Source organism: Paenilisteria riparia FSL S10-1204 (assembly GCF_000525995.1).
Lineage (GTDB): Bacteria > Bacillota > Bacilli > Lactobacillales > Listeriaceae > Listeria_A > Listeria_A riparia.
This window is the reverse complement of record NZ_AODL01000007.1, coordinates 208,699-223,986: the sequence shown is the minus strand read 5'-3', so window position 1 is coordinate 223,986 and position 15,288 is coordinate 208,699. Positions and strand designations below refer to the sequence as shown.

The 15,288-nt window shown below is 41.2% G+C and carries 16 protein-coding genes; 14 read left to right on the top strand and 2 right to left on the bottom strand.

What is annotated here, in order from left to right; genetic code table 11:
* The first annotated feature begins 261 nt into the window (after positions 1-261).
* From secA2 to PRIP_RS05800, 12 genes are all read left to right on the top strand, one after another.
* Positions 262-2,577 carry an accessory Sec system translocase SecA2 gene (gene secA2, locus PRIP_RS05855; RefSeq protein WP_036100092.1) on the top strand — a complete coding sequence of 772 codons (2,316 nt, stop codon included), beginning with the start codon at positions 262-264 and terminating at the stop codon, positions 2,575-2,577.
* Between the two features lie 72 nt (positions 2,578-2,649).
* Positions 2,650-3,819 carry an AI-2E family transporter gene (locus PRIP_RS05850; protein WP_036100091.1) on the top strand — a complete coding sequence of 390 codons (1,170 nt, stop codon included), beginning with the start codon at positions 2,650-2,652 and terminating at the stop codon, positions 3,817-3,819.
* 217 nt (positions 3,820-4,036) lie between these two features.
* Positions 4,037-5,074 carry a hypothetical protein gene (locus tag PRIP_RS05845; RefSeq protein WP_036100090.1) on the top strand — a complete coding sequence of 346 codons (1,038 nt, stop codon included), beginning with the start codon at positions 4,037-4,039 and terminating at the stop codon, positions 5,072-5,074.
* Positions 5,075-5,092: 18 nt separating this feature from the next.
* Positions 5,093-5,419, top strand: coding sequence for a hypothetical protein (locus PRIP_RS05840; RefSeq protein WP_036100089.1), 327 nt, complete (start codon positions 5,093-5,095; stop codon positions 5,417-5,419).
* A 15-nt stretch (positions 5,420-5,434) separates the two neighbouring features.
* The gene (locus PRIP_RS05835; protein WP_036100087.1) at positions 5,435-6,004 is read left to right on the top strand and encodes a hypothetical protein; all 570 of its coding nucleotides are present in this window, start codon (positions 5,435-5,437) and stop codon (positions 6,002-6,004) included.
* 79 nt (positions 6,005-6,083) lie between these two features.
* Positions 6,084-7,472, top strand: coding sequence for a branched-chain amino acid transporter BcaP (locus PRIP_RS05830; RefSeq protein ID WP_036100085.1), 1,389 nt, complete (start codon positions 6,084-6,086; stop codon positions 7,470-7,472).
* Between the two features lie 316 nt (positions 7,473-7,788).
* Complete coding sequence (locus PRIP_RS05825) at positions 7,789-8,289, top strand: hypothetical protein (RefSeq protein WP_036100083.1); 501 nt, start codon at positions 7,789-7,791, stop codon at positions 8,287-8,289.
* 699 nt (positions 8,290-8,988) lie between these two features.
* A complete protein-coding gene (locus PRIP_RS05820) occupies positions 8,989-9,180 on the top strand; it encodes a hypothetical protein (RefSeq protein ID WP_036100082.1) in 192 nt (63 codons plus the stop codon).
* A gap of 3 nt (positions 9,181-9,183) precedes the next feature.
* Entirely contained in the window at positions 9,184-9,411 is a 228-nt protein-coding gene (locus PRIP_RS05815) for a hypothetical protein (protein WP_036100080.1), read from the top strand.
* 61 nt (positions 9,412-9,472) lie between these two features.
* On the top strand, positions 9,473-10,645 hold the full coding sequence (locus PRIP_RS05810; protein WP_036100078.1) for a sensor histidine kinase: 1,173 nt from the start codon (positions 9,473-9,475) through the stop codon (positions 10,643-10,645).
* Entirely contained in the window at positions 10,642-11,301 is a 660-nt protein-coding gene (locus PRIP_RS05805) for a response regulator (RefSeq protein ID WP_036100076.1), read from the top strand. Before PRIP_RS05810 ends, PRIP_RS05805 begins: the two co-directional genes overlap by 4 nt.
* Before the next feature lie 77 nt (positions 11,302-11,378).
* Positions 11,379-11,864, top strand: a complete 486-nt coding sequence (locus PRIP_RS05800; RefSeq protein WP_036100074.1) for a CcdC protein domain-containing protein — start codon at positions 11,379-11,381, stop codon at positions 11,862-11,864.
* A 115-nt stretch (positions 11,865-11,979) separates the two neighbouring features.
* Here PRIP_RS05800 and PRIP_RS05795 read toward each other — a convergent pair whose 3' ends face one another.
* Positions 11,980-12,798 carry a LysR family transcriptional regulator gene (locus PRIP_RS05795; protein ID WP_052008744.1) on the bottom strand — a complete coding sequence of 273 codons (819 nt, stop codon included), beginning with the start codon at positions 12,796-12,798 and terminating at the stop codon, positions 11,980-11,982.
* 98 nt (positions 12,799-12,896) lie between these two features.
* Here PRIP_RS05795 and PRIP_RS05790 point away from each other — a divergent pair, with 98 nt between their 5' ends.
* Positions 12,897-13,889 carry a YeiH family protein gene (locus tag PRIP_RS05790; protein ID WP_036100505.1) on the top strand — a complete coding sequence of 331 codons (993 nt, stop codon included), beginning with the start codon at positions 12,897-12,899 and terminating at the stop codon, positions 13,887-13,889.
* Here PRIP_RS05790 and PRIP_RS05785 read toward each other — a convergent pair.
* Positions 13,886-14,539 (bottom strand): Crp/Fnr family transcriptional regulator, encoded by a 654-nt coding sequence (locus PRIP_RS05785; RefSeq protein WP_036100073.1) that lies wholly within the window; start codon positions 14,537-14,539, stop codon positions 13,886-13,888. The two genes, PRIP_RS05790 and PRIP_RS05785, sit on opposite strands and share 4 nt — an antisense overlap.
* 245 nt (positions 14,540-14,784) lie before the next feature.
* On the opposite strand from PRIP_RS05785, the gene PRIP_RS05780 reads away from it, so the two are divergent.
* Positions 14,785-15,288, top strand: a complete 504-nt coding sequence (locus tag PRIP_RS05780) for a hypothetical protein (RefSeq protein ID WP_036100071.1) — start codon at positions 14,785-14,787, stop codon at positions 15,286-15,288.

The window sequence follows — 15,288 nt, the reverse complement described above, 5'->3', positions numbered from 1 at the left end:
AGAAATTAGAACATCTGTTTTGATTCTTCGCTAGACGCATGGGGTTGGGCTTGTTGTTTTACTAATATGCATATTCATCCAGTTGAACTTGCGTAAAACGAAACCTATTTCTAAAAAACAATAGGAATTTGTAATCAAAATGTAATAATTTCTTTTCCAATGCCTCTTGACACACTATCTCTAGCGTAAAAATTAATCTGTAGTTTGTTTGGTTCTACAAGGGTTTCTGGGTTATAATAAGATGATAGGAGGCTTACAAATATGGCACAAAGTTACGATGATCGAAAAATTATAAAAGCGTACCGGAATTTAGCTCGTGAGGTAGTGAAACGGGAAGATTTATATAGAATGATGGATCAAGCGGCATTGCGTGAACAGACGCAGCACTGGTTAAACAAGTTTAAAGACCGGGAAATGACGGAGCGAGACCAGATTTATATTTTCACGCTGGTAAGAGAGGCGGCGCGTCGGGTTGTTGGGCTGGAAGCGGTAATGGTCCAGCTGATCGGGGCGTTTGTGCTTGGTGACGGAAAAATTGCGGAGATGAAGACGGGGGAAGGTAAGACGCTGGTTTCGTTGTTTGTCATGTACATAGAAGTGTTGCGTGGGAACAAGGTGCATTTGGTGACGGCGAATGAATATTTGGCAAAGCGTGACCGTGAGGAAATTGGGCAAGTGTTGGAATACCTTGGCTTGTCGGTTGGCTTGAATGTGTCTGGTCTTGAGAAAGAGCAGAAGCAGGCGATTTATAAGGCGGATGTTATTTACGGGACGGCTTCTGAGTTTGGCTTTGATTATTTGCGGGACAATATGGTTCGACAGATGGATGATAAAGTACAGACGGGGCTTGATTTTGTACTGATTGATGAGGCGGATTCGATTTTAATTGATGAGGCGCGGACGCCGCTTTTGATTTCGGATCATAAGGAAGAGGACTTGACATTGTATGGGGTTGCCAATGAGTTGGTACAGACGATGTTGAAGGACGATTATGAGGTCGAGGAGAAGAAACGCCTTGTTTGGTTGCATGATGCGGGGATTGAGAAGGCCGAGCGCTTCTGGAAGATTGATTCGTTGTATGCAGAGGAAAATCAGCCACTTCATCGAATTACCATGTTGCTTTTGCGGGCGCATTTTTTGATGCAGAAGGATAGGGATTATGTGGTGCTGGACGGGGAAGTGTTGATTATTGATCCGCATACGGGGCGGGCGCTTCCTGGACGGCGGTTTAATGATGGGCTTCACCAAGCGATTGAGGCAAAAGAGGATGTGGAGGTTCGCGAGGAATCAAGGACGCTGGCCACGATTACAGTACAGAATTATTTCCGAATGTATAAGAAGCTTGCGGGCATGACGGGAACGGCCAAAACGGAGGAAGAAGAATTCCGGCATATTTATAATATGGATGTTGTAGTCATTCCGACGCATTTACGTGTGAATCGGGAGGATAATGCGGATGAAGTTTTTTACACGAAGGAGCAAAAAGGGCAAGCGATTATTTATGAAGTTTCGTGGCGCTATGAACGTGGGCAGCCAATTTTGATTGGGACGTCCTCGATTAAGAGCAATGAATGGGTTAGTGAGCTGTTAACGAAAGCGGGAATTCCGCATCAAGTGTTAAACGCGAAAAACCATGCGCAGGAAGCCGAAATTATCGCGCGTGCTGGGAAGAAGGGCATGGTGACGCTGGCTACGAATATGGCTGGGCGCGGGACGGATATTAAGCTGGACAAAGGGGTGTACAAACTTGGCGGGTTGGCCGTGATTGGAACCGAACGTCATGAAAGTCGCCGTATTGATTTGCAGTTAATGGGAAGATCAGGCCGGCGTGGTGACCCCGGTTTTAGTAAGTTTATTTTGTCGCTAGATGACGAACTAATTGACCATTTTGATAATAAACGTTGGGAAAAATATGTTCGCAGGACGCAGCAGAAATATAATTTTGACGATAAGCCGGTGGGTTCGCGCAAGGTCCATCAATTGATTTTGGATGCACAAAAGCGTTTAGAAAGCGCGAACTATGATATTCGTAAGGATTTGCTATCTTATGATGAAGTAATTGATATTCAGCGCAAAAAAGTGTACGAGGAACGTGATCGCTTGCTTAGTATGGAGAAGTTGGGTGCGTTTTCGGAGCGAATTTTGCGGGAAGTGGCGGAACATGTCTTTGCACCAAGTCAGGAGCAGGATGTACACTTTGAACGAATGGCTGAATTGCTCGGTGGCACGAAGTTTCCGTTTTCTTTTGACCAGGTAACGCTAATGTCGAAACGGGAAGCTGTGGAGGCGTTGATTGATTGGCATCACAAGCAACGAGCGAAGTTCCCTGCTGATACCATTCATCATATTGAGAAGGAAGTGTATTTGAATTTGCTCGATCAGATGTGGGTCGTTCATCTTGACCAGATGGTGCAATTGCGTGAAGGGATTCATTTGCGGGCTTACGGCCAACAAGATCCATTAGTGATGTATCAAAAAGAGGGTGCAGAGCTATTTAACAAATTCCAAGATCGGTATCATTTTTACTTTGCACATGCATTGCTAGAGCTTGATCCAGAAGGTTTAGTCGTTGGATAAGGGTTGGCACGTGAATTTATCGCGATTTACTTGTATAATTTTCAACAAAGCGTAAGAAAGGGGTTAGAGTGAATGAAAGAATCATTATCTAAATTCAAGAAATTCATCACAGAAAACAAATTTGTGCTTGGGCTACTTATTTTTCTATTAGTAGCACTTGATATTTACGTGTTGACGAAAATTTCGTTTATTTTCCATCCGTTGATGGTCATCATTTCAACCGTAGCAGCACCCATTATATTAGCGGGAATTTCGTATTATTTACTAAACCCATTAATTGACTGGTTGGAGAAAAAGGGATGGCACCGGGGTTGGTCGATTGGACTTTTGTATCTTGTGATTATTGGTATCTTAGTATTAATATTTAGCGTTATTGTTCCTGCAGTGCGTGACCAAATCGTAAGCTTAGTTAAAACATTCCCGAGCTATTGGGACAAAGTAGTTTCACAATTTAACGAGTTCTCCCAATCACCATTATTCGATCAAGCAAAAACGAAAGTGCAGGAGAATTTAAGCGATATTACGAAAACCATTTCAGAAAAAGGAGCTGGCGTTGTAAGCAGTGCGATCGACAGCATTGGCAGTGTGGTTGGTACAGTTACCGAAGTCGTGTTAGCGATTGTGACGACACCGCTTGTACTTTTCTACTTACTAAAAGACGGCAAGAAGCTACCAGATTTCCTTTTGAAAATGCTACCAGTTAACTCGCGCGCGCATACGCGTCAAGTGTTACAAGAATCCAATTCGCAAATTAGTTCTTATATTCGTGGACAGATTATTGTTAGTTTTTGCATTGGTGTGTTGTTATTCATCGGTTATATCATCATTGGCTTGCCGTATGCGCTGACGCTAGCGATTATTGCGGCATGTACGAGTATTGTGCCTTACTTAGGGCCAGCGATTGCAATTACACCAGCGATTATTATTGCGATTGTTACTTCGCCATGGTTGTTGCTAAAATTAATCATCGTTTGGGTAGTTGTGCAATTACTGGAAGGGAAATTTATCTCTCCACAAGTCATGGGTAAGACTCTCAAAGTGCACCCAATTACGATTTTATTCGTTATTTTAGTAGCCGGGAAATTGTTCGGCGTACTCGGTGTTATTTTTGCAGTTCCGGGTTATGCAGTGCTGAAAGTTATTGTGACACATATGTTTATCTGGTTTAAGCGTGTATCGGGACTTTATGGGGAACAGCCTGAGAGCGATTATGCTGAGAAAACACCAGACAAAACTTCATGAAATTCTCATGAGCCTTTCCGAAAATTTTCATGGGTGTAATGTAATATAGAAACTGTAATAAGGACGCAGTTAGTTTTCCCCCCTTTTTTCTAATTGCGAAACCTTAAAACTCCTTTTTTTGACCAGCCCCCCTAGCTGGTCTTTTTTTTGTTTTCATCATTTTGTCATTGAAGATGTGGCGGAAACTCGGTATGATAGAAGAAAAGAGGAGGTACATATGAGTAAAATCGAAGGTGTAGAAAAGATTACGGAAGACTTCATGGTGGAGATTATTCCTAATGCTGCGTCCACCATGGAAATTGTCTTTGATTGGGAATACAGTGACGACGGGGCAGAGGACATTCTTGCTATTTGCGGGAACGATGTAGCTATGGTTGTGATGGAGTACGACAAGCATTTGGAAGCTGCGCTAAAAGAAAGAGGAACAGCATATCAATATTCTGGACATGAAATATTTGTGTCAATGCCAAGCTTGCGTGACGCGGAATTTTTAATCGGAGGCTTTTATGTGACTGAAGGTGTTTCGAGCATGTCTTTATTCTTGATGAAAGAGGCCCAGCCGAAGCTTTTGAAAGTACAACATAAAAAGAAAACAGAATGGCAGCCTCATTTTTATTTGCAGGATGAGGGGATTGTGTTGTTCTTAATGGATGACCAAGCAGTCGCGCTCGTTTGTGGGCAGAATGATACGGTGACGAAAGACTTCATTGAGGTAGCGAAACGACGGCTTGCAGGGGAACGGGTTCCTTTGATTGATACACTTGTTGAGGCGGAACCGCTTGAGATTACTGATGAGCTACTAATCGATTTAAATTTGCCGATATCTGCGCCATTTGAAAGCGTGACAGGTAAGGTTTTATCAGATCCGTCTATTGTTAAAGAATCACGAGCTCGCGGCGAGATTAATGCGATTTATGCGGATGAATTGGTACAAGTAATCACATCAGAAGACCTCGATGATTTCTTTAAAAAGGAGAAAATTCCGTTTCGTAAAGAAAATGGCTGGCTTGTTTCGGAGGCGATTCCAGAAGAGAAGCGGGAACGTATTTTGTCACGGTGTCATAATGAAGCATTGATAGAATTATCGTTTTTGTTTTACGGAAGCACGCCAAAAGTGAGCTATAAGAAAAAGCAGAACCAGCGTTTTTGGAATAAGTTGATGTCATCGCATTTTCATCCGGTATTTGAGCTGAATGATGGTGGCAAGTGTGTCGTGTTGGCGCTCGATGGACAAGTTGCGATTTGTTATGAATAAGTGGGGTGGAGTATTTCGATGGATATGATATTGATCATTTTTATTGGCTTGATTAGTCTTTTTGTGTTGTATTATTTGAGTATGGTTGTTTACTTTTGCGTGACAGGAAGGCCTGCAAAAATAGATGATGTGGTGTTTTGGAAGAAGACGAAGGCGTTTTTGCGGGAGCATCATGAGGAGGCTGTGAATCTAGGAAAGATGAAGTGCGTTGCGATTGGCCAGTTTATTTGCTTTGTGGTGGCGGTGTACTTGTATTTCGTTGTGGATATTTCGTCGGTTATTTTGATTCCGTGTTTTGCGGTGGTCTATTTGGGCGCGAATTTGTTGTATGTGAAGTGGATATGAGGGAGGCAGGGACTGATGAAACATTGGCATGACTGGGAGCGGATGCAAGAAGAACTTCCTGGGATGCAAGTGCAGTATTTCGACACAATGTTGCGCTTTTCACATGGATATTTGGAGTTGCCGCCGTATTATGAGAGGAAGGCTTGTTTGACTGCGGTATTTTTGGAGGAGTTAGATGGGAAGGCGTATGACGTGACGCTGCGTTTTATTGGGGTTCGTAGTTTGAAACTGGACATGTATTTTGAATATTTGAGAGATATTGAGATTTCGTCAGAAGAGATTGAGGATATTCATTTTTATGTGCATGATTATGAGCACGGTGGGATTTCGTTTTATTGTGAGGAAATTGCGTATATTGGGGCGCAGGAAAATGTGGAGGAGAATTTGCAACTGGCGCTTAGTCGGTGGAAGCAGTTGGTGCAGATGGAGTGGCCGAATGAGGACGCGCTTGGGAAGGCATTCAAGGATTTGGCGGTTTTTGCGGATCGACTAATGATTGCGGACTTGTTGCGCAAAAGTGTGACGCATGAGAATGTGATGGTTCGGAGGCTTGGTTATCAGTATCTGGCAGAAAATCGCAAGTAGTTGGAGAATTCTTGCGAAACTCGGTTGAAGTATTCGGAAAATTATGCTAAAATTCGTATTATAGATTTGGAGGGATTTGATGGAAAACAATAATTCATTTTTCAGAAAAAAGAAATTTCACTTAGATGTAGGAGAGAAACGTCATTTAAATAAGACGCTTGGTGCATTTGATTTAACGATGTTAGGTGTGGGTGCTGTTGTAGGGGCGGGCATTTTCATTTTACCAGGAAAAGTAGCCTCTGTTGTTGCAGGACCAGGAATTATAATTTCATTTATTATTGCAGGATTAGCTTGTTGCTTAGCTGCGCTTTGTTATTCGGAATTTGCTTCTAAATTGCCAATTGCGGGTAGTGCGTATACATATAGTTACCATGTGTTTGGTGAGGGAATTGCATGGATACTGGGCTGGTCGCTATTACTAGAATATGGACTTGCAGTTGCGGCGATTGCGAGTGGTTGGGCTTCTTACGTGAAAAGTTTACTGGCTGGGTTTAGCCTCCATATTCCAGAAGCAATTTCAGGTTCTTATAACCCGAGTAAAGGCGTTTATTTTGATTTATTAGCATTCTTAGTCATTATCGTGATTGGCATTTTGCTAAGTTTAGGAATTAAAGAGTCTACGCGTGTTAATAATATAATGGTTCTAGTAAAGGTTGCAGTTGTTGTCTTATTTATTATTGTAGGCGTCTTTTACGTGAAGCCCGATAATTGGACACCTTTTCTACCTTTTGGAGTAAGCGGAGTTATAACAGGAGCTTCAACAGTTTTCTTTGCTTACATTGGCTTCGATGCTGTGTCTACGGCGTCGGAAGAAGTGAAGAACCCACAACGTAATATGCCCATCGGAATTATTGCTTCATTGGCAATTTGTACATTATTGTATATTTTGCTATCCGCAGTTTTAACAGGAATCGTACCTTTTGCTGATTTAGAGGGTATTAGTGCTCCTGTAGCATTCGCTCTTCAAGCTATTGGACAAAATTGGTTCGCAGGGTTGCTATCACTCGGTGCGATTGTTGGTATGACAACAGTAATCCTTGTTATGTCATATGGTGGGACGCGTTTACTATTTGCTATGGGGCGCGATGGACTATTGCCAGAAAGTTTCTCTAAATTGGGAAAACGTAATACACCAGTTCGTAACACACTTATTTTTGCAATCTTGATGGGTCTTGTTGCTGGCTTAGTGCCACTTGAACAGTTGGCAGAGTTAATTAATATTGGAACATTGTTTGCCTTCTCAATGGTTTCACTTGGAATTTTCTTTTTACGAAAAAATAAAGATCTACCAACAGATGGCTTTAAAACACCACTTTACCCATTTGTACCAGCACTCTCATTCATATTGTGCGTATATTTAATCTTGAATTTATCCGCAATTACATGGATTTCATTTGCTGTTTGGTTTGTGATTGGATTGATTGTGTATTTCTCTTATGGAAGACAACATTCAAAATTAAAAGCCTAGAAAAATTTGAGTTATGCGCATAAATGTTTATTAGAAATAGATTCTTGAGCTTTATCATATTTTTGAAGAAACAGCTAAAATTTTGGTGGGAACCTCTAATTTTAAGCTGTTTTTCTATGTAATATTTTCAATATATGGACTGCTGATGCTTTTTTTTGACAGATTGTATAGGTTACCAAAGTTTAGAGGTGTCAAGATAAATAGAGCTTTTTATGGATATTATCTCCTCAACTTTGTAATAATTAGTAAAATATGTTAGAGTGATAAAAGAAGATAAAATATTCTAACAAAAATATAAATTATGAAGGTTTTATGAATGAAAGATAATTTAAAAAGGGTTATAATAGGGATTTTAGCAGTTACTTTGGTATTTTCAGGTATGTTGTTGGTACCAGAAAAGGCCGATGCAGCTCCAGTTACGAGGTGGACAACAACAAAAAGTTATACTAATATGGCATATGGCGCTTGGGAAACTCAAGGGGTTAGAAAGAAAAGTAGTTCAACAGGTAAGGTTAGTTTCTCGGTATCTACAAAAGTTTCGACCTCCTACAGTGGAACTATCAAAGTAGGAATCCCGAAAGTTGAGTCGGTATTAGGATTTAAGTTGAGTAGTTCAGCAACATATAACTTTACTAATACTTGGGATGTTAAGAAAAATGTTACATATAAAGTTCAAACGCGCAAAAGATATAAAGTCTATTCAGTAAAACAGTCCAAAATTACAACAGATAGCTGGACAGGTATTCGTACGGTGTCGAATTATTATGTGACAGTTAAGAAAAATGATGGAATTGATGTTAGGGCATTAGAATCTTAAGTTAATTAGGTATATTATTTTAAGTAAAGTATTATTACAATAGGAAAAATAAAAACTGCGCCAAAATCTGATGGGAGATTTTGGCGCTATTTTTTAGGCACACAAAGTTACAGTTTGGATTAGTTTTCGACTACTGTAGTTGTTGCTGCCTGCGCTATAGAGCTTAATGATTGTGCTACTACGGATAAGGCGATAGCTCCTACGAATGCGATTTTTGCTACTTTGCTTGTGCTTTTTTTTGTTCATCAAATGAAAAACTTCTTCTGCAAGTATATTTTTGTGACTGTTTAGTAGTCTTCGAAAAAAGTCTGACTTTATGCTCCGTTGGTTAATATTGTGTCAATATGAGCATGCGACCTCTCCTTATTCCTATGAACAGAAGTCACAAACCATAGATAATTGGTATAGTTTTCACTATTTGAGTTGTCAACTTCGAAAGATACGTATACACGATTATTGGGCTTTATAAATGTAACAATATTTCATGTATCCCTATTTGTTTGGTTGTAGAGCAATAACGCAGGTATGTATTATGAAAGATTTTTATAACCCATGATCGTTGTCTTTTTGCTATGAAATGATTGGTTATTATAACTTTATTTAGCGCTTAAGACGTGATTTGCATCGTTTAGGAAAGATTTGTTTTTTTGCCGTATTTTTGTGGTAGTATGGAGTTAAAAAGTAAGGGAGAGCTGGAACATGAGGAGATGGGTTGCAGCGGGTTTCATTGTTTTGGGAGTGGTTTTAGTTGTTCTGGCGTGTATGACGTATGTGAAAAAAACGGAGGTAGTGAAGACGGGGCAAAGAATGCAACGGGAGATTTATAAGCAATTTGGGAGTCCGGATGCATTTCGATTGCTTCCAATGGAACGATTGCAGTGGAGGGACTAGGATATGCTTGTTTTGAAGTTTATTGTATTGGTGATTTTGTTTTTAACGTTTGCAGGATTGGCGGATTATTTATATCATGGGAAACGCTGGAATAAATGGGTACGATTTCCTTTGGCGGTCGTTTGTTTTGTCATTGGACTGGAGTTATTTCAGATGGCGGTTATGATGTTGTTTGATGATTTTGGAGTGCCGATGCCGTCTTGGATGGAATGGTTGATGGAAGAGGAGTGACACTGTAAATTGGCTTTGAACGGTTTATGGTGTTTTTTGTTTGGAGTATTTGGTATAGTAAATGCAAATGATGATGGAGATGATTGGTTTGCGACGGTATTTTTGGCAGGGTTTGCTTACTTTTGCACCTTTATTTTTGATTATTCCTTTGATTGGGGAGCGGAGTTTTGCGGAGATTGGGGTTATTTTTGGGTTTGTTGTGTTTTTCTGGGCTTGCTTATGGTTGCCGCGACGGTATTTTGAGATACGCTATTTGTTACCGCTTGCTGTAGTGCTTTTTGCTGGGTCGGGTTTGGCAATATTGTATGTGCCGGGTGTGTTTGGATATGCGTCGATTGGTTATTGGGCGCTGATAGTGTTATTGGGGCGTGCGTCGAATCGGGATTTTAAATGGAGTCTTGGGACGACAATTGTGGCAGTATGTTGGTATTTGATTTTGAGTCGTAGTGAACCTGGACTCGTTGGAGTGCTAAGCGCGGTCGGCATGTTAGCAGTGTTTAGTTCGGCTAATTTGCGGGCGAAACGGAATGAGGATTTCGTGCGGATTCAGGAGGCTTATGCGAAATTGCAGGAGCTACACGCTGAGTTGCAAGTGGCGCAGGAAGAGGCAATGAAGTATGCGGCATTGACGGAACGCAATCGATTGGCGCACGATATTCATGATGGTATTGGGCATCGGCTAACATCGATGATTGTGCAACTTCAGATGTTGGTCAAAATGATTCCAGTGGATACGGCTAAGGCTGTGAAAACGACGGAAAATTTGATTGATGTTGCGAAGACAGGTTTGCAGGAAACGAGACATTTAGTACATAGTTGGGCGCCACCGGATGGACTTGGGATGCAGGCGATTCGAGGATTGGTGTATGAGACGGAGCAACAGACACCGTTACGGGTTGTGTTGGAAGAAGGTGGGACGGTGAGCGGTGATTGGCCGAGTGGGCTTGATGTGGCGGTTTACCGGATGGTCCAGGAGGCGATTACGAATACGTTGAAGCACGGTTTGCAGGCAACAGAGATAGTGATTCGGATTGTGCAGGAGTCGGGACGGGTGATGGTGCAGATTCGGGATAATGGAAAATTGGATGGTAAGGTGGAAAATAAGATTGGATTTGGTTTGCGAGCGATGACGGAGCGTGTGGAAGCATTGGGAGGTGTGATTCGTTTTCGTATGCGCGATGGTTTTGTAATTGATGCGGAAATTCCGATAGAAAAAGGAGCTGGTGAAGTATGATACGTATTATGATTGCGGATGATGAGCCGATGATTCGTGAAGGAATGGCGTTTTTATTAGGGCAAGAGGCAGATTTTGAAGTAGTTGGGGAAGCAGTGCACGGCGGAGCTGCTGTGAGTTTGGCAGCTGCTCAAAGTCCAGATGTGATTTTGATGGATATTGAGATGCCAGTTTGCACGGGAATCGAAGCAACTGCAAAAATTATGACGGAAAATCCAGCGGTTAAAATAATTTTGTTGACGACGTTTGATTATTCGGAGTATGTGTATCGAGGCATTCGTGCAGGGGCTGTGGGTTATTTGTTGAAGGATACGGATATTGATTTTGTGGCAACGGCGATTCGTTCAATTATGCAAGGTGCAACGATGTATTCCAGTAGTACCGCGGCACAAGTGATGCAGCAATTACAAGCGAATTCGCAAGGCTTTTTTGTGGATAGGATGAATCAGAAGGAACTTATGGAGCCATTGACAGATCGTGAATTGGAAGTTTTGCAGTTGATGGCGGATGGATTAAAAAATAGTATGATTGCGGCGCAACTTTATATTTCAGACGGAACGGTGAAGACGCATGTGCATCGGATTATTCAGAAGTTAAATGTGCAGGATCGGACGCAGGCGGTTGTTTTTGCATTACGAAAAGGTTTGGTACACTAAATATCTACCTAGAGATAGACGCGAAATGGTATGTTTTCCTGTAAACTGGTGTTAGATAAATTGAGGAGGACATGAGGATGGCTAATTTAGCACTTGGTATTATATTATTTATTTTTATTATAGGAAGACAAGTGAAGGAGCGAGTATTGAAGCGGAGTACGTTTATTATTTTGCCGATTGTGGCGCTTTATGAGGCAATCTCAATGTATCATCCGTTAACGTCAACTTGGATGTGGCAAGAAGGAATTGTGTTACTGATTATTGGGGTTATTGGCGGTGTTACGCAAGGAATGATAACGAAAGTTTATGAGCGAGATGGTATTTATTATTCTAAAGGTGGATATGTGTATGCGGCTTGCTGGATAATTTTAATTGTGCTACGCATCTTGGTGAAATTTATGTTTGATCAAGGGATTAGTACAGAAACGTTATGGCTGACATGGCTATCTGTTATTGTCATTTATGGTGTGCGAGGATTGGTTATGTACCTCCGTTTCCCAAACGCAATTCGCTATGCTTTCTCGGAAAATGGGAAAATGAAACAGCGTGCAATGATAAAATAAGGAAGACGCGAAATCTTAGGACAGGTTTCGCGTCTTATTTATTATGTTTTTTAATAATAAGTATTTAAAATATCTATTTTACTTATTGCTTAATTATTTGTATGCTATAGATGTACTAACGAAATGTTTGTTGTAAGAGGTCGAGCAACTTGATTTGAACATCGTCGGTAGGAAAAGCGTGATTGCTAATTTGGTAAAGTGGCCTTGTTATAGGTGATGGTGGCGTTTCAAAGGAAAAATCACGGATGCTTAGGTCGGAGAGTAATGTTTTTCCCGTACCTTGTTCGAGTAGCTGCAAGATGGCTTCGTTACTTGCAATTTCGATTTTTTGCTGTGGGATAATGTTTTCTTGTTGGAAAAATTGATTGGTGTATGCGCGGATGCCAGAGCCAGTTTCGCGTAGCAGCCAGAGCTCGCTGCTCATATCGCCTGCTAATACCAAGGAATCAAATGCAAACACTTCGCGAGTTACAGTTGGCGAGATGATAGGCGATTCGACAAGGCCAACTTGGTAGTCATGGGTTTCGACATTATGGAATATCGTGGCTGAGTTGGCGATGGTGACGATGAAATCATAAGTTGGAAACTGGGCGTGAAGTTGTGGTAGGACTTGGGGGAGCATATAAACGCCAATCGTTTGGGAGGCCCCGATGGTGTAGGTTGTGCGTATGTTGCCGCGCAATTGTTCTAGGTCATTCAAGCTCGCTTCCCATAAGGAGGCCATTTGTTTCGCTCGGATGTAAAGGAGATCGGCACTTTCTGTTGGGACAGCTTTATTCCGACCGTTTCGCAAAAACAAGGTTGTATTGGTGAGTTCTTCTAGTTTTTGGATATGTAGTGATACGGTTGGTTGAGAGATAAAGCGTTTTTGGGCCGCGTGTGTGAAATTTTGTTCTTCGTAGACGGCCATAAATGTTTGGAGTAAGTGGAACAATTTGATTCGCCCCCTTTTTTATACATACCGGGAATTTTTGCCCGTTAGGTTTTGTTTTATTATAGCATGAAAGATGAGGAGTTGAATGGAACTTGGGAATGAAATGGAAGGAAACAGGTTTTTGGATTGGGATTTTGGTGACGTTTGCTTGTTCGATTGCAGGGAAGTATCTGGCGTTACTACCTGGCTTGCAATTGATTGGGGCGCTTGTGATTGCGCTAATTCTTGGAATGCTCGTGCAGATAAGTCGGACTGTTGTTGTAAGCGCACAGCCGGGGACGGGATTTATTTCGAATAAGTTTTTACGATTGGGGATTATTTTGTTGGGGTTCCGATTGAACTTGGAGGCGCTGGCGGATTCAGGAATAAAGACGATTGTTCTGGCAATTGTTGTTGTGGCTTTTACAATTGTGACGGTATATTTTCTTTGTAAATGGCTGAAAGTCGAGGATTCGCTTGGGTTAATGGCGGCTTGTGGTTGCGGGATTTGTGGTGCTGCTGCGGTGATGGGTGTGTCACCACAAGTGAAGGCAAAGAATGATGATTCGGTGCTGGCCGTTGCTGTGGTTTGTATTTTGGGGACAGTATTTACGCTGATTGAGGTGGGCTTGAAGCCTGTGTTGGGGATGACGCCGACGCAATTCGGGGTGATGACAGGTTCTTCATTGCATGAAATTGCGCATGCTGTTGCGGCTGGAGGTGCAGGTGGGACGCAGGCGCTTGACGCGTCTATTATTATGAAGCTGTCTCGTGTGCTTCTTTTGGCACCAGTGGCTGTGATTGTCGGGATTATCGCGCAACGCAAGGAAAAAGCAACGACGGATAAAAAAAGTAAGTTGCCAGTTCCTTGGTTTATGGGCGGATTTCTGTTGACTGGTGCAATTGGGACGTTTGTCGCGATGCCTGCTGAGCTGTTGAATGGCTTGGTTTCGGTCGCTTATATTTGCTTAGGAATGGCGATGGCAGCGCTTGGTATGAGCGTGAATTTCCAAGTAATCATTCGCCGCGGTGGTCGTGTTTTTCTAGCTGCAACGATTGGCTCGGTAGCTTTGCTGGCATTGTCGATTACGGCGAGTAAATTATTTTTTTAAATAGCTAAAAAGTTCTTATTGATATGATAAGGACTTTTTTTATCGTTCAAAAATCCTTCTTCCACAAGCTCGGTCAATAAATTAGAGACATTTGGTTGCGTTGTTCGGCAATACCGTGCTAATACGGATTGGGTGATAAATGAAGGTAACATAATTTTATCTTTACTTACGGTTCCCATTTCTGTAGCGAGATTTTGAAAGGCCATGTAAAGTCGCTCTTTTGGAGTTTTGGCAATCATCCCAAGTAATGTGTAGTGACGTGCAAAAATATCTGCAATGCTAGTTAATAAAAAATCATGGACATCTGGTTTTACAGCCAGTGTGTTTAATAAGAACTCGGCATCTATTTTGTACAGTGTTAAATGGTCGCTCATGACCGTAATGCTATGTTCTTTTTTAGGAAAAGAGGAGAATGAGTCAATTCCTAAAATATTGTATGGATGAATAAATATAGAGATGTAATTTGTTTTTCTAATTTTATCTTCTAACTCCACAGCTGCGTGACCTTCTACTACAAAAAAGATATGTTTCGCTTTTTCTTCTTCCAATATAATTTTTTCATGGATTGTGTAGTTTTTCTTAGAGACATATTGATAGTAATCGGGAAATTCTTTTAAATAGGCAAGTACAGTATTTAATTTTTCGGGCATTTTTCTTTCTCCTTATTAACGGCTTTCTAACTATTATACGCTATTTCTTTTGAAAAAGAGTTGTGAATTGTTTGTGACATCGATTAAATATGGAGGGGAGGCAGTTTTGGAGCGTAAAGGGGGCGCGATGATATTCCAAATGCTTTTTTTATATATTGAATGTATAAATGGTTTCTTTTTCTTTTGTTATAGTGTGTGTAAGGTCGTTTTGGCCTAAGAGATTTTAGTTGAAAAGAGGAATACTAATGAAAAAAATACTGAAAATAAGTCTGATTGTTCTTGGAAGTGCTGCGGTTATATTTGCTGGTGTGATGTTAACGTATCGCTATGTAAAATCAATGGATGTTATTGAAAGTGAAGAAGTAAACAAATCAGCGACAGGAGGACATGTGCTACTTGCAACTCAAGGCAGTGACTTTAAAAATAGTGTGATGGATCAAGTGAAGCAGGATATGAAGGATAAAAACGTCCATATCTCTGTTGTGGATACAACGAAGCTAGATAAAGTAAACGCAGGTGCTTATGATAAAATCGTGCTTTTTACAACGGTCCAATCGGATGACATTCCAAAAAACGTAACAGAATTCATGAACGACAATAAAGATAAAAGCATGCATATCGCGGTCACTGCTGATTCTAACCGTTGGGATGATAAGCCAAAAGATGTTGACGCCATCTCTGAAGCTTCTAAAAATGAGAACAAGCAAACTTTTGTGGATAATTTAACGGAGGCTATAACTTCACCTTAA